Genomic DNA, 20,488 nt, shown 5'->3' on the forward strand with positions numbered 1-20,488 from the left:
TAATTAAAATTCCAGTCCATTTTCGCGTGCTGCGTCAGCAAGAGCTTTGACACGGCCATGGAAAAGATATCCACCACGGTCAAAAACAACCGCTTTGACGTCTTTTTCAACAGCTTTCTTTGCAATAAGCTCGCCGACTTTAGCTGCTGATTCAGTGTTACCAGTAGATCCAGCCTCAACTTCATTATCCATTGTAGAAGCACTTGCGATTGTTACACCGTTAGTGTCGTCAATCAACTGTGCATAGATATGTTTGTTTGAACGGTAAACGTTTAGACGTGGACGCTCTGCAGTTCCGCTGATTTTCGTACGCACACGTGCGTGACGCTTTTTACGGACAGCGTTTTTATCTTGTTTCGTGATCATCGGGGTCACTCCTTCCAAATACCTCAGGCGGTATTATTTACCTGTTTTACCTTCTTTACGACGAACGATTTCGCCTTCATAACGAATACCTTTGCCTTTATACGGCTCTGGTGGACGTACTTGACGGATGTTAGAAGCAAGAGCACCTACGTGTTCTTTGTTGTAACCACGAACAATAATTTTAGTGTTCGCTGGTACTTCAACTTCTACACCTTCTTCTGGTGTGAATTCGACAGGATGTGAGTACCCTACGTTCAATACAAGTTTCTTTCCTTGCATTGATGCACGGTATCCAACCCCAACTAGTTCAAGTGTGCGCTCGAATCCTGTAGATACTCCAACTACCATGTTGTTAAGCACAGAACGTGTAGTACCGTGGATTGAACGGTGAGCTTTGGATTCAGAAGGACGAGTCAAAGTGATGACATTACCTTCTTGATTGATCGTGATCTCTTTATCTAATTGACGCGAAAGTTCGCCTTTCGGTCCTTTAACAGTTGCGAAGTTCTCATCTGAAATTGTTACAGTAACGTTTTCAGGAACATCGATCTGACGATTACCAATACGGGACATTCAATTGCACCTCCATTCATTTGTAGCTGATTACCAAACGTAAGCGACGACTTCTCCGCCGACTTGTTTAGCGCGGGCCTCTTTGTCAGTTAATACACCATTTGATGTAGAAACTAGTGCAACACCTAGACCATTTAATACTTTAGGTACTTCGTTTGATTTTGCGTACACACGAAGTCCAGGTTTAGAAATACGTTTTAAGCCATTGATGACGCGTTCGTTATCTTGACCGTATTTAAGGAAAATGCGGATGATGCCTTGTTTGTTATCTTCCACGTATTCCACATCGCGAACGAAACCTTCTCGTTTTAAGATTTCAGCGATTTCTTTCTTTACGTTTGAAGCAGGTACCTCAAGCTTCTCGTGGCGAACCATGTTCGCATTACGGATGCGTGTAAGCATATCTGCAATCGGATCACTCATTGTCATTTGAATTAACCTCCTTCCCTAATTAGGGGTTTACCAGCTGGCTTTTTTAACGCCAGGAAGTTGTCCCTTGTATGCAAGTTCGCGGAAACAAATACGGCAAAGTTTAAATTTGCGATATACTGAATGTGGACGACCACAGCGTTCGCAGCGAGTATATTCTTGTACTTTGTACTTTGGCGTACGTTTCTGTTTAGCGATCATTGATTTCTTAGCCACGTTTTCGCCTCCCTATTATTTTACTTTTGGAACGGCATGCCACACTGTGTAAGCAATTCGCGTGCTTCTTCATCAGTGTTTGCAGTCGTCACAATGACGATGTCCATCCCACGTACTTTTGATACTTTATCGTAGTCAATTTCAGGGAAAATAAGTTGTTCTTTCACACCAAGTGTGTAGTTCCCACGACCATCGAACGCTTTTTTAGAAACGCCACGGAAGTCACGTACACGTGGTAATGAGATAGTAACTAATTTATCAAGAAACTCGTACATGCGCTCCCCACGAAGCGTTACTTTAGCTCCGATCGGCATACCTTCACGCAAACGGAAACCAGCGATAGATTTTTTTGCTTTTGTTATGACTGGCTTTTGACCTGAGATAGTTGCTAGATCTTCAACAGCCGCATCTAGTGCTTTTGTGTTTTGAACTGCATCACCAACACCCATGTTGATAACGATCTTATCTACTTTAGGCACCTGCATAACAGATGTATATTCAAACTTGCTCATTAGAGCAGGAGTAATTTCGTTAGTAAATTTCTCTTTCAATCGACTCATCAGTCGGACCTCCTTTCATGCCTTACTTACTTATCCAGTGCTTCACCGGATTTTTTTGCAATACGTACTTTTTTACCGTCTTCCACTTTATAACCCACACGAGTCGGCTCGCCTGATTTAGGATCGATGACCATCACGTTTGAGACATGAATAGCAGCTTCTTGGCTTACAATTCCGCCTTGAGGATTCTCTTGGTTCGGTTTCGTATGTTTTTTGACGATATTAATACCTTCAACCAACACACGGTCTTTTTTTGGATAAGCAGTCAGGATCACACCTGTTTTACCTTTGTCTTTCCCAGAGATCACCATAACTTTGTCGCCTTTTTTAACGTGCATTCTATCGCACCTCCTTGACTGGCTCTGTCATTAGAATTAAAGAACTTCTGGAGCAAGTGAAATGATTTTCATGAAGTTGTTGTCACGAAGTTCGCGAGCAACTGGTCCGAAAATACGTGTTCCACGTGGTCCTTTATCATCACGGATAATAACGCAAGCATTTTCATCAAATGTAATGTAAGAACCGTCTTTACGACGAACTCCACTTTTCGTACGAACGATGACCGCCTTAACAACGTCACCCTTCTTAACAACTCCACCTGGTGTTGCTTTCTTAACCGTACAAACAACGATGTCTCCGATATTAGCTACTTTACGACCTGTACCACCAAGTACTTTAATAGTTAGTACTTCACGTGCACCAGAGTTGTCAGCAACTTTCATTCGACTTTCCTGTTGAATCATCGAGGTTACCTCCTTCCGAAAATCTGAGTTAAAAACCTATTAGATGATGACCGCTTTTTCGACGACTTCTAGAAGACGGAAACGCTTTGTTGCCGACAATGGACGAGTTTCCATAATACGAACAACATCGCCAATTTTCGCTTCGTTCAGCTCATCATGGGCCTTGAATTTTTTAGAATACTTTACACGTTTACCGTATAAAGAGTGTTTTTTGTATGTTTCTACCATTACCGTAACGGTTTTATCCATTTTGTCGGAAACGACACGGCCTGTGTATACTTTGCGCTGGTTACGCTCAGTCATGGCTGCAACCTCCTTCATCAGTTATTTGCACTGATTTCTCTTTGACGTATTACAGTTTTCATGCGCGCAATCGATTTGCGTACTTCACGGATGCGTGCAGTGTTTTCTAATTGACCTGTCGCTAACTGGAAGCGAAGGTTGAAAAGCTCTTCTTTAAGTGATTTCACTTTTTGCTCGATCTCTGCAGTTGTTAAGTCACGAATTTCTTTAGCTTTCATTAGACTCACCACCAATTTCTTCACGTTTTACAAACTTGCTTGTTACAGGAAGTTTGTGCGATGCGAGTCTTAATGCCTCACGAGCTACTTCTTCTGAAACACCTGCAATTTCGAACATTACTCGACCAGGCTTCACAACTGCTACCCAGCCTTCTACAGCACCTTTACCGGAACCCATCCGGACTTCAAGAGGCTTCTTTGTATATGGTTTATGCGGGAAAATATTGATCCACACTTTACCGCCACGCTTCATATAACGAGTCATCGCAATACGAGCAGATTCAATCTGGCGGTTGGTGATCCAACCTGATTCAAGAGCTTGAAGACCAAACTCCCCAAATTGCACAGTTGCGCCACCTTTTGTTTGACCGCGCATTTTCCCACGGAATACACGACGATGTTTAACACGTTTAGGCATTAACATAATTATTTGCCTCCTTCCGCAGAGTTCTTCTTGACTGGAAGGACTTCACCACGATAAATCCATACTTTAACGCCAAGCTTACCATAAGTAGTATCAGCTTCAGCATGTGCATAATCTATATCTGCACGTAATGTATGAAGAGGGACAGTTCCTTCACTATAGTGTTCCGCACGAGCGATATCAGCACCGCCTAGACGTCCAGACACTTGTGTTTTGATTCCTTTTGCGCCAGAGCGAATTGTACGTTGAATCGCTTGTTTCTGTGCACGACGGAAAGAAACACGGCTTTCTAGTTGACGAGCGATTGATTCAGCGACTAGTCTCGCATCCAAATCAGCACGTTTTACTTCTACGATATTGATGTGTACACGCTTGCCTGTGATTTCGTTAAGGTTTTTACGAAGTGTTTCAACTTCGGAACCACCTTTACCGATAACCATTCCTGGCTTTGCAGTGTGGATTGTAATATTAACACGCTTAGCAGCACGCTCAATTTCTACTTTAGAAAGTGATGCATCTACAAGACGCTTTTCAATGTATTCACGAATCTTTAAATCTTCGTGTAGTAAGGACGCATAATCTTTTTCCGCGTACCATTTCGAGTCCCAGTCACGGATGACACCGACACGCAGTCCATTAGGATGTACTTTTTGGCCCACTAATTACCCCTCCTTCTTTTCAGATACCACTAATGTAATGTGGCTTGTACGTTTATTGATCGCACTTGCACGACCTTGTGCACGTGGACGGAAACGTTTCATTGTTGGTCCTTCGTCTACGAATACTTCGCTGACGATTAGATCTTCAGTGTTCATTTCATAGTTATGCTCAGCGTTTGCGATCGCTGATTTCAAAAGTTTCTCTACAACTGGAGATGCCGCTTTAGGCGTAAGTCGTAGAATCGCGACAGCTTCACCGATTTTCTTGCCCCGAATTAAATCAACGACCAAACGGACTTTGCGAGGAGCAATGCGGACTGTGCGTACAGATGCTTTAGCTTGTTGCATCAGGATAAACCTCCTCTCAATTAGCGTTTTGTTTTCTTATCGTCGGCACCATGGCCTTTGTATGTGCGCGTAGGTACGAATTCACCTAGTTTGTGACCTACCATATCTTCCGTTACATAAACAGGAACATGTTTACGTCCATCATATACTGCAATTGTCAATCCGATAAATGTCGGGAAGATTGTTGAACGGCGTGACCATGTTTTAATTACCTGTTTCTTTTCTGAATCTTTTTGTGCGTCAACCTTTTTCAATAAGTGGTCATCTGCAAAAGGTCCTTTTTTCAAGCTGCGGCCCATTCTGGAACCTCCTTCCGAGTTTGTACTACGGTCCATCTAATGAACCGCAGTGCAATCACATTATTTTTTACGACGGCGAACGATAAGTTTATCTGATTTATTGTTCTTAGTACGAGTCTTGAATCCAAGAGTTGGTTTACCCCATGGAGTAACAGGACTTGGACGGCCGATTGGCGTACGTCCTTCACCACCACCGTGTGGGTGATCGTTAGGGTTCATTACAGATCCACGAACAGCTGGGCGCTTGCCTAACCAACGTGAACGACCTGCTTTACCAATGTTGATCAATTCATGTTGTTCGTTACCGACTTGACCGATTGTAGCACGGCAAGTTGAAAGGATCATACGAACTTCACCTGATTGTAGACGAATGATTACGTATTTACCTTCACGACCAAGCAATTGAGCTGAAGTTCCTGCAGAACGGACTAATTGTCCACCCTTACCTGGTTTCATTTCAATATTGTGAATTGTAGAGCCCATAGGAATATTCTCTAATGGTAGAGCGTTCCCTACACGGATATCCGCTTCAGGTCCTGACATAATTGTAGAACCTACTTGCAATCCTTTTGGAGCAAGGATATATTTCTTTTCTCCATCAGCATAGTTGATTAATGCGATGTTTGCAGAACGGTTTGGATCGTATTCGATCGTAGCAACGCGTCCTGGTATGCCATCTTTCCGACGTTGGAAGTCGATGACGCGGTATTGGCGCTTATGTCCTCCACCTTGGTGACGAACTGTCATTCTACCTTGGTTATTACGGCCGCCTTTACGCTTGACTGGTTCAAGCAATGATTTTTCTGGTTTGTCTGTAGTAATCTCAGCAAAGTCAGAAGAAGTCATGTTACGACGTCCGTTGGAGGTAGCTTTGTACTTCTTGATCGCCATTTGTATTCCCTCCTTCATTTATGTTTCGTTAATTACATTTCAAAAAGTTCGATATCTTTGGAATCAGCTGTTAATGTAACAATCGCTTTACGACGCTTGTTTGTATAACCAGCATGTTTTCCCATACGCTTGAACTTGCCTTTATAGTTCTGAACGTTTACTTTTTCTACTTCCACACCGAAGATCTCTTCAATCGCTTGTTTAACGTGCGTTTTATTCGCGCGTGTATCAACTTCGAATGTGTATTTTCTGAATTCCATTTGAACAGAAGTACGCTCGGTAATGACCGGACGCTTCAAAATATCACGTGCTTCCATTAACCAAGCACCTCCTCGACTTTTTCTACTGCTGCTTTTGTCATAACGAGTTGATCATGTCCGACTAGGTCAAGAACATTGATACCATTCGCTGTAACAACACTAACTCCAGGAATATTACGAGCAGACAATGCTACTGTTTCTTCTAGGTCAGCTGTAACAAATAATGCTTTCTTTGTGATTGAAAGATCTTCAAGCACTTTAACAAAGCCTTTTGTTTGTGGTGCGTCAAATGCTAAGTTGTCTAGAACGATTAACTCTTCCGCGCGAACTTTCGTAGAAAGTGCAGAAAGAAGTGCTAAACGACGAACTTTCTTAGGCATTTTATAGCTATAGCTACGTGGTGTAGGACCGAATACGATTCCGCCTCCACGCCATTGTGGTGATCTGATTGAACCTTGACGAGCACGACCTGTGCCTTTTTGACGCCATGGTTTACGACCGCCGCCTGCTACTTCCGCACGTGATTTAACCTTATGGTTACCTTGGCGTAAAGAAGCTTGCTGTTGTACAATTGCTTCGAATAATACTGCTTCGTTCGGCTCGATTCCGAAGATGGCTTCGTTTAACTCGATATCGCCGACTGCAGAACCTGTTTGACTTACTACAGATACTTTAGGCATTCCTATTTCCTCCTTCCTGTTTTACTCAGTTCCCTTTAATAGCGCTTTTCACTTGAACTAGTGATTTGCGAGCTCCAGGAACGTTACCTTTTACTAGTAACAAGTTGCGTTCTTCGTCAACTCGTACGATTTCTACGTTTTGGATCGTTACCGTTTTGCCACCAGTACGTCCCGGTAGTTTCTTCCCTTTGAATACACGTTGTCCATCAACAGCTCCTAGTGAACCCGGCGCGCGGTGGAAACGAGATCCGTGTGTCATAGGTCCACGTGAAAAACCGTGACGCTTAATAACACCTTGGAATCCTTTACCTTTTGAAACTCCTGTAATATCGACTACATCGCCTGCTGCGAATGTATCAACTTTGACTTCCTGACCAACTTCGTATGCACTAACGTCAGCTCCGCGAACTTCGCGAATGAAGCGCTTAGGTGCCGTGTTAGCTTTTGCAACATGCCCTTGTTCAGGTTTGTTTGAAAGCTTTTCACGTTTGTCATCAAATCCAAGTTGGATTGATTCGTAGCCGTCCGTTTCGATTGTCTTCTTTTGAAGAACTACGTTTGGAGTAGCTTCAATCACTGTAACTGGGATTAGATCGCCGTTTTCAGCAAATACTTGCGTCATACCGACTTTTCTTCCTAAGATTCCTTTGGTCATTAGTCACACCTCCTGTAATATTGTTTGTTTTTTATTTTTATAGTTTAATTTCGATGTCGACGCCTGATGGTAAATCAAGCTTCATTAAAGCATCCACAGTTTGTGGTGTTGGATTCACGATATCGATCAAACGTTTATGTGTACGCATTTCGAATTGCTCACGAGAATCTTTGTAAACGTGAACTGAACGCAATACCGTATATACTGATCTTTCAGTTGGCAACGGAATTGGACCTGAAACACTAGCACCAGAACGTTTAGCCGTTTCAACAATCTTTTCAGCTGACTGATCGATCATTCTGTGATCGTAAGCTTTCAATCGGATACGAATCTTTTGTTTTGCCATTACTTTCCCTCCCTTTCGCCTATTTTCTAGACAATTCTCCACGAAAATTTCCCATACACGCGCCATGGCAAAGCGGCCGGGTGTATCGGCAACCTCTCGCTTCATCGCAGTCAAAGACCAACATTCAACATTATACATAACTTCTAAAGTTTACGCAAGCCTTTTAAAGAAATTAGTTTATGTTTTTTAACCCATTTATTATCTTAACAGGTTTCATTAAAAGATGCACGTATTTTGTGAAGCTAACTCTTTTTATTTTTTTAATTATCATCACATATAACCAACTCTACTATTTCCACATAAAAAAATCCCGTCACGAGGACGGGATTTCAAAATAGATTATTTTGTGATTGTTGCTACAACGCCAGCGCCTACTGTACGTCCACCTTCACGGATTGAGAATTTAGTACCTTCTTCAATCGCGATTGGAGCGATTAGTTCAACTGTCATTTCAACGTTATCTCCAGGCATAACCATTTCTACGCCTTCAGGAAGTTGAATGATACCAGTTACGTCAGTTGTACGGAAGTAGAACTGAGGACGGTAGTTTGAGAAGAATGGAGTGTGACGTCCACCCTCTTCTTTTGATAGAACATAAACTTCAGATTTGAACTGTGTGTGTGGAGTGATTGTTCCTGGCTTAGCAAGAACTTGTCCACGCTCGATGTCTTCACGGCTTACACCACGAAGAAGTGCACCGATGTTGTCACCTGCTTCTGCATAGTCAAGAAGTTTACGGAACATTTCTACTCCAGTTACAGTAGTAGATTTTGGCTCTTCAGAAAGACCAATGATGTCAACAACATCTCCGACTTTAACAACTCCACGCTCAACACGTCCAGTTGCTACTGTACCACGACCAGTGATTGAGAATACGTCCTCAATTGGCATCATGAATGGCTTTTCAGTATCACGAGCTGGTGTTGGGATGTAGTCATCAACAGCTTGCATCAATTCGATGATTTTTTCTTCCCACTCTGGCTCTCCTTCAAGAGCTTTAAGTGCAGATCCACGGATAACAGGAATGTCATCGCCAGGGAACTCATATTCAGAAAGAAGTTCACGGATTTCCATTTCTACTAATTCAAGTAGTTCTTCATCGTCTACCATGTCACATTTATTCATGAATACAACTAGGTAAGGAACACCTACTTGACGTGAAAGAAGAATGTGCTCACGTGTTTGTGGCATTGGGCCGTCAGCAGCAGATACTACTAAGATTCCGCCGTCCATTTGTGCAGCACCAGTGATCATGTTTTTAACATAGTCAGCGTGACCTGGGCAGTCAACGTGTGCATAGTGACGCTTTTCAGTTTCATATTCTACGTGAGAAGTACTGATTGTGATTCCACGCTCTTTTTCTTCAGGTGCGTTATCAACGTCAGCGTATGATTTCGCTTCTCCACCCATTGCTTTAGATAGAACTGTTGCGATTGCAGCAGTCAAAGTTGTTTTACCATGGTCAACGTGACCAATTGTTCCTACGTTTGCGTGCTCCTTGGAGCGGTCGAATTTTTCTTTACCCATTTTAGAGATCCTCCCTTAATTTAAAAAAGTATAGTTTTTATAGTATAGTAGTCGAAAGCGTACCTCCGACTACCCATATCTTACAAGTATTCATTACAGGAAACAAGGATGAACTGTATTATTCACCTTTGTTTTTCTTGATTACATCTTCAGCAACTGACTTTGGAACTTCTTCATAGTGATCGAACACCATAGAGAATACTCCGCGGCCTTGTGTGTTTGAACGTAGAGCTGTTGCATAACCGAACATTTCAGCAAGTGGCACCATTGCGCGAACTACTTGTGCATTTCCACGAGCTTCCATACCTTCTACACGGCCACGGCGTGATGTAATATCACCCATGATATCGCCCATGTATTCTTCCGGAATGATAACTTCTACTCTCATTGTTGGTTCAAGAAGTACTGGTGAACATTTAGATGCAGCATTTTTCAAAGCCATAGATGCAGCAACTTTAAACGCCATTTCGTTAGAGTCCACATCGTGGTAAGAACCGTCGTATAGACGTGCTTTTACATCGATTAATGGATATCCAGCTAAAGGACCGTTATCTAATGAATCACGAAGACCTGCTTCAACTGCTGGGATGTATTCACGTGGAACAGAACCACCAACAATATTGTTCAAGAATTCGAAACCTTTTCCTTCTTCGTTTGGACCAAATTCGATCCATACGTGACCAAACTGTCCACGTCCACCTGACTGACGAACAAATTTCCCTTCGACTTCAGCTGTTTGACGGAATGTTTCACGGTAAGAAACTTGTGGTGCACCCACATTAGCGTCAACCTTGAATTCACGTCGTAGACGGTCAACAATGATGTCCAAGTGAAGTTCACCCATACCTGCGATGATTACTTCGCCTGTTTCTTGATCTGTATGTGCACGGAATGTTGGATCTTCTTCTTGTAACTTACCAAGAGCTTGACCCATTTTATCTTGGTCTGCTTTTGTTTTCGGCTCAATAGCTACAGAGATAACAGGTTCAGGGAATTCCATTGACTCAAGGATGATCAATGCTTTCTCATCACATAGTGTGTCACCTGTTGTTGTATCTTTCAAACCTACAGCAGCAGCAATTTCACCCGCGTGTACTTCAGAAATCTCTTCACGGCTGTTAGCATGCATTTGTAGGATACGACCCACACGCTCACGCTTACCTTTAGTAGAGTTTACAACATAAGATCCGGCTTGTAGAACACCTGAATAGATACGGAAGAATGTAAGTTTCCCTACATAAGGATCCGTCATTACTTTAAATGCAAGTGCCGAGAATGGCTCTTCATCGCTAGAATGACGTTCTTCTTCTTGCTCAGTGTCAGGATTCACACCAACCATTGGAGGAATATCAAGTGGTGATGGTAGGTAGTCTACGACTGCGTCCAACACTAATTGTACTCCTTTGTTTTTGAAAGCAGTTCCGCAAACTACAGGGTAGAATTCAACCGCTAGTGTTGCTTTACGAATTGCTGTTTTGATTTCTTCAATTGAAAGTTCTTCGCCACCAAGATACTTTTCCATTAGATCTTCGTCGAAATCAACAATCGCTTCAATTAGCTTTTCACGATATTCATTCGCAAGTTCCAAATGTTCAGCCGGGATATCCTCAACTGTAACATCTGTACCTAGATCATTAGGATACAAAGTAGCTTTCATTTCGATTAAGTCGATAATTCCAGAGAAGCTATCTTCCGCACCGATTGGCAATTGGATTGGATGAGCATTTGCTTGCAGACGTTCACGCAGTGTGCCTACAGAGTAAAGGAAGTCCGCACCAGTTTTATCCATTTTATTAACGAATACTAGACGTGGAACTTTATAGTTTGTCGCTTGACGCCAAACTGTTTCCGTTTGTGGTTCTACACCAGATTGTGCATCTAGTACAGTAACCGCTCCATCTAGTACGCGCAAAGAACGTTCAACTTCAACAGTGAAGTCTACGTGTCCTGGAGTATCGATAATGTTTACGCGGTGACCTTTCCATGCTGCAGTCGTTGCAGCTGAAGTGATCGTGATTCCACGTTCTTGCTCTTGCTCCATCCAGTCCATTTGTGAAGCACCTTCGTGCGTTTCACCAATTTTGTGGATTTTACCTGTGTAAAAAAGAATCCGCTCTGTTGTCGTTGTTTTACCAGCGTCAATGTGAGCCATGATACCAATGTTACGAGTATTCTCTAAGGAGAACTCTCTACCCATTTTGTAATCTCCTTCCGTTTTCGGATTACTGCTATAGTTTATCCGGTGTTACCAACGATAGTGAGCGAATGCTCTGTTAGCTTCCGCCATCTTGTGCATTTCTTCACGGCGTTTAACAGAAGCACCTGTGTTGTTTGATGCGTCAAGAATTTCGTTTGCTAGGCGTTCTTCCATTGTCTTCTCCCCACGTGTACGTGAGTAGTTAACAAGGTAACGAAGACCTAAAGTTGTACGACGCTCCGGGCGAACTTCAACTGGTACTTGATAGTTCGCTCCACCTACTCGGCGAGCACGCACTTCAAGAACTGGCATTACATTATTTAAAGCTGCTTCGAATACTTCAATCGGCTCTTGTCCAGAACGTTCTTTAACAATTTCGAACGCTCCATAAAGAATCTTTTGTGAAGTACCTTTCTTACCGTCTACCATCATTTTATTGATAAGGCGGCTTACTAGCTTGGAATTATAAATCGGATCAGGTAGTACATCGCGTTTTGCAACTGGACCTTTACGAGGCATAATTAGTTCCTCCTTTCGATATCATTAGTTTATATTACTTCTTAACTTTGGGCTTTTTAGCTCCATATTGTGAACGGCTTTGCATACGGCCAGTAACTCCAGCTGTATCAAGTGCTCCACGTACGATATGGTAACGAACACCCGGTAAGTCTTTTACGCGTCCTCCGCGAATTAGTACCACACTGTGCTCTTGCAAGTTATGGCCTTCACCTGGGATATAAGCGTTAACTTCCAATGTATTTGTTAAACGAACACGAGCATACTTACGAAGCGCCGAGTTCGGTTTTTTAGGAGTCATAGTACCAACACGTGTACAAACACCTCTTTTTTGTGGTGAGTTCACGTTTGTCATTGACTTTTTAAAGCTGTTATAGCTTTTTCCTAGAGCCGGTGATTTAGAATTCTCCGACTTAGATTTACGAGGCTTACGGACTAATTGGTTAATTGTAGGCATCAGGTTGTTCCTCCTTCCAAACTTTTTGTAATACCACACACCCAGGTGGTTCATTTTTGGGTAAAAACAAAGTTCTTGTGCGTGCACACACAAAAACGGGTGTCAGTAATTCCAGAGATCTTTGTTTACTGTTATTTTATAATGATGATTGCTTCTCGCCAATCACTTATTCAACGGAATTGAAATAAAAGTATCGGCCAACAACTATCAACCTTTTGTATATTATCACCTATAGAAACTCTTGTCAACGGTTTTAATTAAATAAACGGGAACGATGTCCCGTTTATTTTTAATCTACTGTAATGGTTTCTTCTTCTTGCTCGTGCTGCATTTTAATCTGACGGTACCTTTGCATTCCTGTACCTGCAGGCACTAACTTACCAATAATGACATTTTCCTTCAAACCAAGCAATTCATCAGTTTTACCTTTGATCGCTGCATCTGTAAGTACTCTTGTCGTTTCTTGGAAGGATGCTGCTGATAAGAATGATTCTGTCTCAAGAGATGCTTTCGTAATACCGAGAATCACTGGACGTGAAGTTGCCGGCGCTTTCCCTGCTAACAACACTTTATTATTCGCTTCAGAGAATTGGTGGATATCAAGCAATGAACCAGGAAGGAGTTCTGTATCTCCCGCTTCGATCACACGCACTTTACGAAGCATTTGGCGAACCATTACTTCAACGTGCTTATCCCCGATCTCAACACCTTGCATACGATATACTTTTTGCACTTCTTTTAAGAGATATTCTTGTACAGTAGCCACATCTTTAACGATGATCAATTCTTTCGGGTCAATAGAACCTTCCGTTAGTGTCTGTCCGCGCTCAATTACATCGCCTTCTTCAACTTTCAAGCGACCATTGTACGGAGCCAAATACTTGCGTGTCTCTACTTCTCCTTCAATTGTAATTTCTTTTTGACCTTCCCGGATTTCGTCGATGTCAACGACTGTTCCTGAGATTTCAGAAATTACCGCCTGCCCTTTCGGATTACGGGACTCGAAAATTTCTTGAATACGTGGAAGACCCTGTGTAATATCATCTCCCGCAACTCCACCTGTGTGGAATGTACGCATGGTAAGTTGCGTACCAGGCTCACCAATAGATTGAGCTGCGATAATTCCTACCGCTTCCCCTACTTCTACCGCTTCTCCTGTGGCTAAGTTGATACCGTAACATTTTTTACATACACCGTGCTTTGTATTACAAGTGAAAGCAGAACGAATTGTTACTTTTTCGAAACCTGCCGCAATAATAGCATTCGCTACATCCGCAGTGATCAAACCATTCTTTTCAAGAATTAGTTCGCCTGTTTCAGGGTGTTTAATCGTCTTCTTCGTATGCCGACCTTCAATACGCTCTTGCAATGATTCAATCATTTCATTGCCTTCTGTCAGAGCGGCAATTTCTAGACCACGATCCGTTCCACAATCGTCTTCGCGTACGATAACATCTTGTGCTACGTCTACGAGGCGACGTGTTAAGTATCCTGAGTCAGCTGTTTTCAGTGCCGTATCGGCTAGACCCTTACGCGCACCGTGTGTAGAGATAAAGTATTCGAGTACCGTTAGACCTTCACGGAATGAAGATTTAATCGGAAGTTCGATGATTCGCCCAGCCGGGTTGGCCATCAGTCCCCGCATACCTGCGAGTTGTGTAAAGTTAGATGCGTTACCACGTGCTCCGGAGTCACTCATCATATAAATAGGGTTTTCATTATCTAGTGAGTCCATCAATTTGTTCTGGATGACATCTTTTGCCGTACTCCAGTAAGAAATAACACGGTCATAGCGTTCTTCTTCAGTAATTAAACCACGTCGGAATTGCTGAGTAACCTTATCCACTTTTTCCTGAGCCTCATTAAGAATATCTGCTTTGTTCGGCAAAACTACAATGTCAGAAATCCCAATTGTGATACCTGCGCGTGTCGAATATTTAAATCCTAGATTTTTCATGCGATCCAACATTTTCGATGTTTCAGTAATATGGAAACGTTTGAAGATTTCCGCAATGATTTCTCCAAGGATCGTCTTTTTAAACGGTGTGATCAACTCTGCTTCTTTTAAATGTTCTTTAACATTTACTGTTCCGTCAACAAAGTACTTGGCAGGTGTTTCAACCTGTAAGTTATTTAGTGTCGGTTCGTTAATGTACGGGAACGATTCTGGCAATATTTCATTGAAGATCACTTTACCTACTGTAGTAAGTAATAGTTGTCTGTTCTGTTCTTCTGTAAACGTCGGATTATTAATACTACCTGCTTGAATCGCAATACGAGAGTGCAAGTGAACATGACCGGTTTGATAAGCAATTAACGCCTCATTCGGGTCACTGAACACTGAACCTTCTCCTGCTGCGTCTTTACGCTCTACAGTTAAATAATAATTTCCGAGAACCATATCCTGTGAAGGAGTTACAACTGGTTTACCGTCTTTCGGATTCAAAATGTTTTGTGCTGCGAGCATCAATAAACGTGCCTCTGCTTGCGCTTCAGCAGAAAGTGGTACGTGAACCGCCATTTGGTCACCGTCAAAGTCAGCGTTATAAGCTGTACAAACAAGTGGGTGCAATGTGATTGCGCGACCTTCTACAAGCATAGGTTCAAACGCCTGGATTCCTAGACGGTGAAGTGTCGGTGCTCGGTTAAGCAGTACCGGATGCTCCTTGATCACGTCTTCTAGTACATCCCAAACTTCAGAATGCAAACGTTCAATTTTACGTTTCGCACTTTTAATGTTATGTGCTAAATTACGTTCTACCAATTCTTTCATAACAAACGGCTTGAATAACTCGATAGCCATCTCTTTCGGCAGACCACACTGATACATTTTAAGATTCGGACCTACTACGATTACTGAACGACCAGAATAATCTACACGTTTTCCTAATAAGTTCTGACGGAAACGTCCTTGCTTTCCTTTTAACATATGAGAAAGTGATTTCAACGGACGATTACCAGGACCCGTTACAGGTCTTCCACGACGACCATTATCTACAAGTGCATCTACTGCTTCTTGTAACATACGCTTCTCGTTTTGTACGATAATACCAGGTGCCCCTAAATCTAAAAGTCTCTTTAGACGGTTATTCCGGTTAATGACCCGACGATACAAATCATTTAAGTCAGAAGTAGCGAAACGTCCACCATCCAACTGTACCATCGGACGCAGTTCAGGCGGAATGACCGGAAGAACTTCCAACACCATCCACTCCGGACGATTACCAGAGTTTCTGAATGATTCCACAACTTCCAAACGTCTAATTGCACGTGTACGGCGTTGACCTTGAACTGTTTTCAATTCTTCTTTTAATGAGTCTGTCTCTTTATCTAGGTCGATCGCGCGTAAAAGTTGCTCAATAGCCTCTGCTCCCATAGCCGCTTGGAATTTCGAACCGTACTTTTCACGATACAGTCTATATTCCTTTTCAGAAAGCAATTGTTTTCGTTCAAGCGGCGTATCTGCCGGCTCAACCACTACGTAAGATGCGAAATAAATAATTTCTTCCAATGCACGCGGTGTCATATCCAAAATTAATCCCATACGGCTCGGAATTCCTTTGAAATACCATATGTGCGTAACTGGCGCTGCAAGTTCAATATGCCCCATTCGTTCACGACGCACTTTTTGACGTGTTACTTCTACGCCACAGCGATCACAGACGACGCCTTTATAACGAACCCGTTTATACTTCCCACAGTGACATTCCCAGTCCTTTGTCGGTCCGAAAATTCTTTCACAGAACAATCCGTCCTTCTCCGGTTTCAATGTACGGTAGTTTATAGTTTCAGGTTTCTTCACTTCTCCATAGGACCAAGAACGAATCTTGTCTGGTGAAGCTAGGCCAATTTTCATATACTCAAAATTATTAACATCTATCAAGGAGCCTACCTCCCTTTAGTCTAATCGCCACAATGGCTTGTCAGGCAACTTTACTTTTAATATCACATTCAGTCAAACGTACTTGTTCAACTGAACAGAATAGAAGAGGGTGCTCGAAGCCCTCTTCTATTTGGTTGTAGTTCATTTATTTGTGTTAGTTTCAGATCAATCTTGCAGTTTTAGCTGATTGGTTGATCTTCTTTCATCAAATTCAATGCGTCAGTAGGTTGTAAATCTTCTTCGTCATCCAGATCACGTAGTTCGATTTCTTCAAAGTCTTCCGTCAGCATTTTGACGTCTAATCCTAGACTCTGTAGTTCTTTGATTAGTACTTTGAATGATTCTGGTACGCCTGGTTGTGGAACACTGTCACCTTTCACGATAGCTTCGTATGTTTTCACACGCCCTACCACATCATCTGATTTGACTGTCAAAATTTCTTGTAGTGTATAAGCCGCCCCATATGCTTCTAGTGCCCATACTTCCATCTCACCGAAACGCTGTCCACCGAACTGCGCTTTACCTCCCAGTGGCTGTTGCGTGACTAAAGAATATGGTCCAGTAGAGCGTGCGTGCAACTTATCGTCTACCATGTGCGCAAGTTTAATCAAGTACATGACACCTACGGATACGCGGTTATCGAACGGTTCACCTGAACGACCATCATACAGCATAGTTTTACCGTCTCGGTTCATACCCGCTTCTTCCATTGTAGACCAAACATCTTCCTCGTTTGCTCCATCAAATACAGGAGAAGCTGTGTGGATACCTAAACTGCGTGCAGCCATACCTAGGTGCATCTCAAGAACTTGCCCGATATTCATACGCGACGGAACACCAAGTGGGTTTAACATGACGTCAATCGGTGTACCATCTGGTAGATACGGCATTTCAGACTCAGGCAAGATCCGGGAAATTACCCCTTTGTTACCGTGACGCCCGGCCATTTTATCTCCCACAGAAATTTTACGTTTCTGTACGATGTATACACGAACCAATTGGTTAACTCCCGGGGACAGCTCATCGCCATCTTCACGGTTGAACACTTTAACGTCTAAGACAATTCCACCTGCGCCGTGCGGTACACGTAGTGACGTATCACGGACTTCTCGTGCTTTCTCACCGAAGATCGCATGCAATAGACGCTCTTCAGCAGTTAACTCCGTAACGCCCTTTGGTGTGACTTTACCGACTAGAATGTCACCGTCGCGAACTTCTGCACCTATACGTATAATTCCTCGGTCATCTAAGTTGCGTAAAGCATCTTCTCCGACGTTCGGAATGTCACGAGTGATCTCTTCAGGCCCAAGCTTCGTATCCCGCGCTTCCGACTCATACTCTTCAATGTGAACAGATGTAAATACGTCATCTTTTACTAAACGTTCACTCATGATGATAGCATCCTCATAGTTGTAACCATCCCACGTCATAAACGCAGTTAGAACATTACGCCCAAGCGCAAGTTCTCCTTGTTCCATAGATGGGCCATCCGCAAGAATATCAAGCGGTTTTACACGATCGCCCACTCTGACAATCGGACGTTGGTTATAACAAGTTCCTTGGTTGGAACGGATGAATTTAGATAAACGATAAATTGCTAGGTCGCCCTTTACCTCTTTACCATCTACTTCTTCAATGCGTCGAACACGAACTTCTTTCGCTTCTACATGCTCTACAATTCCGTAGTGTTTAGAAACAACAGCCGCACCAGAATCTCTCGCTGAAATATGTTCCATACCCGTCCCGACGAACGGTGCTTCAGGATTCAACAAAGGTACTGCTTGTCGTTGCATGTTCGCACCCATTAAGGCACGATTGGAGTCATCGTTTTCCAAGAATGGAATACATGCAGTTGCAGCAGACACAACTTGTTTAGGTGAAACATCCATATAGTCGATTTGATCGCGGCGGAATACAGTGTTATCACCCTGGAAACGACCTACAACATCTTCATTTGTAAATGCGCCATCTTCTTCAAGTGGTGCGTTTGCTTGTGCTACTACATAGTTATCTTCAATATCTGCAGTCAGATAATCAATTTGCGCCGTTACACGACCTGTTTCAGGATCTACCTTACGATAAGGCGTCTCAATGAAACCAAAACGATTCACCTTCGCAAATGTTGATAGCGAGTTAATCAATCCAATGTTTGGTCCCTCTGGCGTTTCAATCGGACACATACGCCCATAGTGAGAGTAGTGAACGTCACGAACTTCCATTCCTGCACGTTCACGTGTCAAACCACCCGGCCCTAATGCAGATAGACGGCGCTTGTGCGTCAATTCAGCAAGCGGGTTAGTTTGATCCATAAACTGGGAAAGTTGCGAACTTCCGAAGAACTCTTTAATAGATGCAATAACCGGACGTATGTTGATCAATTGTTGAGGAACGATCGATTGTGTATCATTGATGGACATTCTTTCTTTTACCACTCGCTCCATACGGGAAAGCCCGATACGGAATTGGTTCTGAAGCAATTCTCCTACAGAACGCAAACGACGATTACCCAAGTGGTCAATATCATCTGTATTTCCTACACCATGTAATAGGTTAAAGAAATAACTGATGGAAGCTACAATATCTGATGGGGTAATATGTTTAACAGACTCGTCTACTTCAGCATTTGAAATAACATTGAGTACTTGTTTCTCTTCACTTTTCGGTGCATAAATCTTCAACGTTTGAATTGTCATTGGTTCTTCTAAAACAGCTCCAACGTGTTCAATCGACTCTGTATTGATGCCCTTAGATAAGAATGGTAATAATTTATCCAATGTACGTCGATCGATCAACTGATCTTTTTCCACTAGAATTTCACCAGTCTCCGGATCCACTAATGTCTCTGCAGCCGTTTGGTTAAATAAGCGGTTTTGCAGATGAAGCTTCTTATTCATTTTGTAGCGTCCAACATTCGCCAAATCATAGCGCTTTGGATCGAAGAAACGAGAGTATAATAAGCTTCTTGCGCTATCCAGCGTTGGTGGTTCACCCGGACGCAGTCGCTCATAGATCTCAAGCATCGCCTTTTCCGAAGTTTCCGTATTATCTTTCTCTAGTGAATTACGTAAATACTCATTATCACCAATCAGATCAATGATTTCTTGATCCGTTGAGAAACCTAATGCGCGCAGCAACACAGTGATCGGTAGTTTACGTGTTCTATCAATGCGGACGTGTACAACATCTTTAGCATCTGTTTCATACTCAAGCCATGCACCACGGTTCGGAATAACAGTAGCACCAAAACCACGTTTACCGTTTTTATCCGTCTTATCGTTGTAATAGACACTTGGCGAACGAACGAGCTGAGAAACGATAACACGTTCCGCTCCATTAATTACGAATGTTCCGTTTTCAGTCATAAGCGGGAAATCTCCCATGAAAACTTCTTGTTCTTTTACATCGCCTGTTTCTTTGTTATGAAGACGTACTTTTACACGAAGTGGTGCTGCGTATGTCACATCGCGCTCTTTTGATTCGTCCACTGGATACTTTGGCTCACCCAGTTTGTAATCGATAAATTCCAAGGATAGGTTCCCGGTGAAATCTTGGATAGGAGAAATATCCTTAAACATTTCACGTAACCCTTCTTCTAAGAACCACTCATACGATGCCGTTTGAATTTCAATCAAATTTGGCAGATCGAGCACTTCGTTGATTCGCGCGAAACTTCTACGCTGACGATGTTGACCATACTGAACTAAATGACCTGTCAACTCATTCACCCCTCATTAAGACAATATTAGTTTTTGCAAAATCAGAAATTCAGCCGTGACTTCGAAAAAACAAAAAGAAAACGAGTTCCGACAAGAGCTCATTTTCGATTTCACAATCTTTATCCAAACATCAGTATGCCTTTCTCTCTTATAAATCACGCAAAAGGGCATACAGCTGCAATATAATTATTTATGCATTTAATAATGCTACTACAACCTTCG

Annotated in this window: 24 protein-coding genes; all 24 read right to left on the reverse strand. The window is 42.6% G+C overall.

Going from position 1 to position 20,488, the window contains the following annotated elements; all coding sequences use genetic code 11:
• Nucleotides 1-3: 3 nt before the first annotated feature.
• The 24 genes from rplR to rpoB all read right to left on the reverse strand — a co-directional run bounded on the left by rplR (nt 4) and on the right by rpoB (nt 20,275).
• On the reverse strand, nt 4-366 hold the full coding sequence (gene rplR, locus DV702_RS12125; protein ID WP_114924989.1) for a 50S ribosomal protein L18: 363 nt from the start codon (nt 364-366) through the stop codon (nt 4-6).
• 33 nt (nt 367-399) lie between these two features.
• Complete coding sequence (gene rplF, locus DV702_RS12130) at nt 400-939, reverse strand: 50S ribosomal protein L6 (protein ID WP_114924990.1); 540 nt, start codon at nt 937-939, stop codon at nt 400-402.
• 30 nt (nt 940-969) lie between these two features.
• On the reverse strand, nt 970-1,368 hold the full coding sequence (gene rpsH / locus DV702_RS12135) for a 30S ribosomal protein S8 (protein WP_029053265.1): 399 nt from the start codon (nt 1,366-1,368) through the stop codon (nt 970-972).
• A gap of 30 nt (nt 1,369-1,398) precedes the next feature.
• The gene (locus tag DV702_RS12140; protein WP_008298870.1) at nt 1,399-1,584 is read right to left on the reverse strand and encodes a type Z 30S ribosomal protein S14; all 186 of its coding nucleotides are present in this window, start codon (nt 1,582-1,584) and stop codon (nt 1,399-1,401) included.
• Between the two features lie 20 nt (nt 1,585-1,604).
• Nucleotides 1,605-2,144, reverse strand: coding sequence for a 50S ribosomal protein L5 (gene rplE, locus DV702_RS12145; protein ID WP_114924991.1), 540 nt, complete (start codon nt 2,142-2,144; stop codon nt 1,605-1,607).
• Nucleotides 2,145-2,170: 26 nt separating this feature from the next.
• A complete protein-coding gene (rplX, locus tag DV702_RS12150; RefSeq protein WP_009499046.1) occupies nt 2,171-2,482 on the reverse strand; it encodes a 50S ribosomal protein L24 in 312 nt (103 codons plus the stop codon).
• Nucleotides 2,483-2,518: 36 nt separating this feature from the next.
• Nucleotides 2,519-2,887, reverse strand: a complete 369-nt coding sequence (rplN, locus tag DV702_RS12155; RefSeq protein WP_114924992.1) for a 50S ribosomal protein L14 — start codon at nt 2,885-2,887, stop codon at nt 2,519-2,521.
• Between the two features lie 39 nt (nt 2,888-2,926).
• Nucleotides 2,927-3,190 (reverse strand): 30S ribosomal protein S17, encoded by a 264-nt coding sequence (gene rpsQ / locus DV702_RS12160; protein ID WP_081243204.1) that lies wholly within the window; start codon nt 3,188-3,190, stop codon nt 2,927-2,929.
• A gap of 17 nt (nt 3,191-3,207) precedes the next feature.
• Nucleotides 3,208-3,408, reverse strand: coding sequence for a 50S ribosomal protein L29 (rpmC, locus tag DV702_RS12165; RefSeq protein ID WP_009499049.1), 201 nt, complete (start codon nt 3,406-3,408; stop codon nt 3,208-3,210).
• Nucleotides 3,398-3,832 carry a 50S ribosomal protein L16 gene (gene rplP, locus DV702_RS12170; RefSeq protein WP_099687617.1) on the reverse strand — a complete coding sequence of 145 codons (435 nt, stop codon included), beginning with the start codon at nt 3,830-3,832 and terminating at the stop codon, nt 3,398-3,400. Before rplP ends, rpmC begins: the two co-directional genes overlap by 11 nt.
• A 2-nt stretch (nt 3,833-3,834) precedes the next feature.
• A complete protein-coding gene (rpsC, locus tag DV702_RS12175; RefSeq protein WP_099687616.1) occupies nt 3,835-4,491 on the reverse strand; it encodes a 30S ribosomal protein S3 in 657 nt (218 codons plus the stop codon).
• A 3-nt stretch (nt 4,492-4,494) separates the two neighbouring features.
• Nucleotides 4,495-4,839 carry a 50S ribosomal protein L22 gene (rplV, locus tag DV702_RS12180; RefSeq protein WP_009499052.1) on the reverse strand — a complete coding sequence of 115 codons (345 nt, stop codon included), beginning with the start codon at nt 4,837-4,839 and terminating at the stop codon, nt 4,495-4,497.
• Nucleotides 4,840-4,859: 20 nt separating this feature from the next.
• Nucleotides 4,860-5,138: a 30S ribosomal protein S19 gene (gene rpsS, locus DV702_RS12185; RefSeq protein WP_081243208.1), complete on the reverse strand. Its 279-nt coding sequence runs from the start codon at nt 5,136-5,138 to the stop codon at nt 4,860-4,862.
• 60 nt (nt 5,139-5,198) lie between these two features.
• Nucleotides 5,199-6,029 carry a 50S ribosomal protein L2 gene (rplB, locus tag DV702_RS12190; RefSeq protein ID WP_114924993.1) on the reverse strand — a complete coding sequence of 277 codons (831 nt, stop codon included), beginning with the start codon at nt 6,027-6,029 and terminating at the stop codon, nt 5,199-5,201.
• A gap of 32 nt (nt 6,030-6,061) precedes the next feature.
• On the reverse strand, nt 6,062-6,346 hold the full coding sequence (gene rplW / locus DV702_RS12195) for a 50S ribosomal protein L23 (protein WP_114924994.1): 285 nt from the start codon (nt 6,344-6,346) through the stop codon (nt 6,062-6,064).
• Nucleotides 6,346-6,969: a 50S ribosomal protein L4 gene (gene rplD / locus DV702_RS12200; protein ID WP_114924995.1), complete on the reverse strand. Its 624-nt coding sequence runs from the start codon at nt 6,967-6,969 to the stop codon at nt 6,346-6,348. The genes rplW and rplD overlap by 1 nt, the downstream gene beginning before the upstream one ends.
• 25 nt (nt 6,970-6,994) lie before the next feature.
• On the reverse strand, nt 6,995-7,624 hold the full coding sequence (gene rplC / locus DV702_RS12205) for a 50S ribosomal protein L3 (protein WP_114924996.1): 630 nt from the start codon (nt 7,622-7,624) through the stop codon (nt 6,995-6,997).
• Between the two features lie 37 nt (nt 7,625-7,661).
• A complete protein-coding gene (gene rpsJ, locus DV702_RS12210) occupies nt 7,662-7,970 on the reverse strand; it encodes a 30S ribosomal protein S10 (protein WP_029053278.1) in 309 nt (102 codons plus the stop codon).
• A 339-nt stretch (nt 7,971-8,309) separates the two neighbouring features.
• Nucleotides 8,310-9,497 (reverse strand): elongation factor Tu, encoded by a 1,188-nt coding sequence (gene tuf / locus DV702_RS12215; protein WP_114924997.1) that lies wholly within the window; start codon nt 9,495-9,497, stop codon nt 8,310-8,312.
• 118 nt (nt 9,498-9,615) lie between these two features.
• The gene (gene fusA, locus DV702_RS12220; RefSeq protein WP_114924998.1) at nt 9,616-11,694 is read right to left on the reverse strand and encodes an elongation factor G; all 2,079 of its coding nucleotides are present in this window, start codon (nt 11,692-11,694) and stop codon (nt 9,616-9,618) included.
• A gap of 48 nt (nt 11,695-11,742) precedes the next feature.
• Complete coding sequence (rpsG, locus tag DV702_RS12225) at nt 11,743-12,213, reverse strand: 30S ribosomal protein S7 (protein ID WP_114924999.1); 471 nt, start codon at nt 12,211-12,213, stop codon at nt 11,743-11,745.
• Nucleotides 12,214-12,247: 34 nt separating this feature from the next.
• Nucleotides 12,248-12,667 (reverse strand): 30S ribosomal protein S12, encoded by a 420-nt coding sequence (gene rpsL / locus DV702_RS12230; protein WP_099687607.1) that lies wholly within the window; start codon nt 12,665-12,667, stop codon nt 12,248-12,250.
• A 289-nt stretch (nt 12,668-12,956) separates the two neighbouring features.
• A complete protein-coding gene (gene rpoC, locus DV702_RS12235) occupies nt 12,957-16,550 on the reverse strand; it encodes a DNA-directed RNA polymerase subunit beta' (RefSeq protein ID WP_114925000.1) in 3,594 nt (1,197 codons plus the stop codon).
• Between the two features lie 179 nt (nt 16,551-16,729).
• Nucleotides 16,730-20,275 carry a DNA-directed RNA polymerase subunit beta gene (rpoB, locus tag DV702_RS12240; RefSeq protein ID WP_205407178.1) on the reverse strand — a complete coding sequence of 1,182 codons (3,546 nt, stop codon included), beginning with the start codon at nt 20,273-20,275 and terminating at the stop codon, nt 16,730-16,732.
• Between the last annotated feature and the right edge of the window lie 213 nt (nt 20,276-20,488).

Origin of the sequence: Sporosarcina sp. PTS2304, from assembly GCF_003351785.1 — a bacterium.
Classification (GTDB): Bacteria; Bacillota; Bacilli; order Bacillales_A; family Planococcaceae; genus Sporosarcina.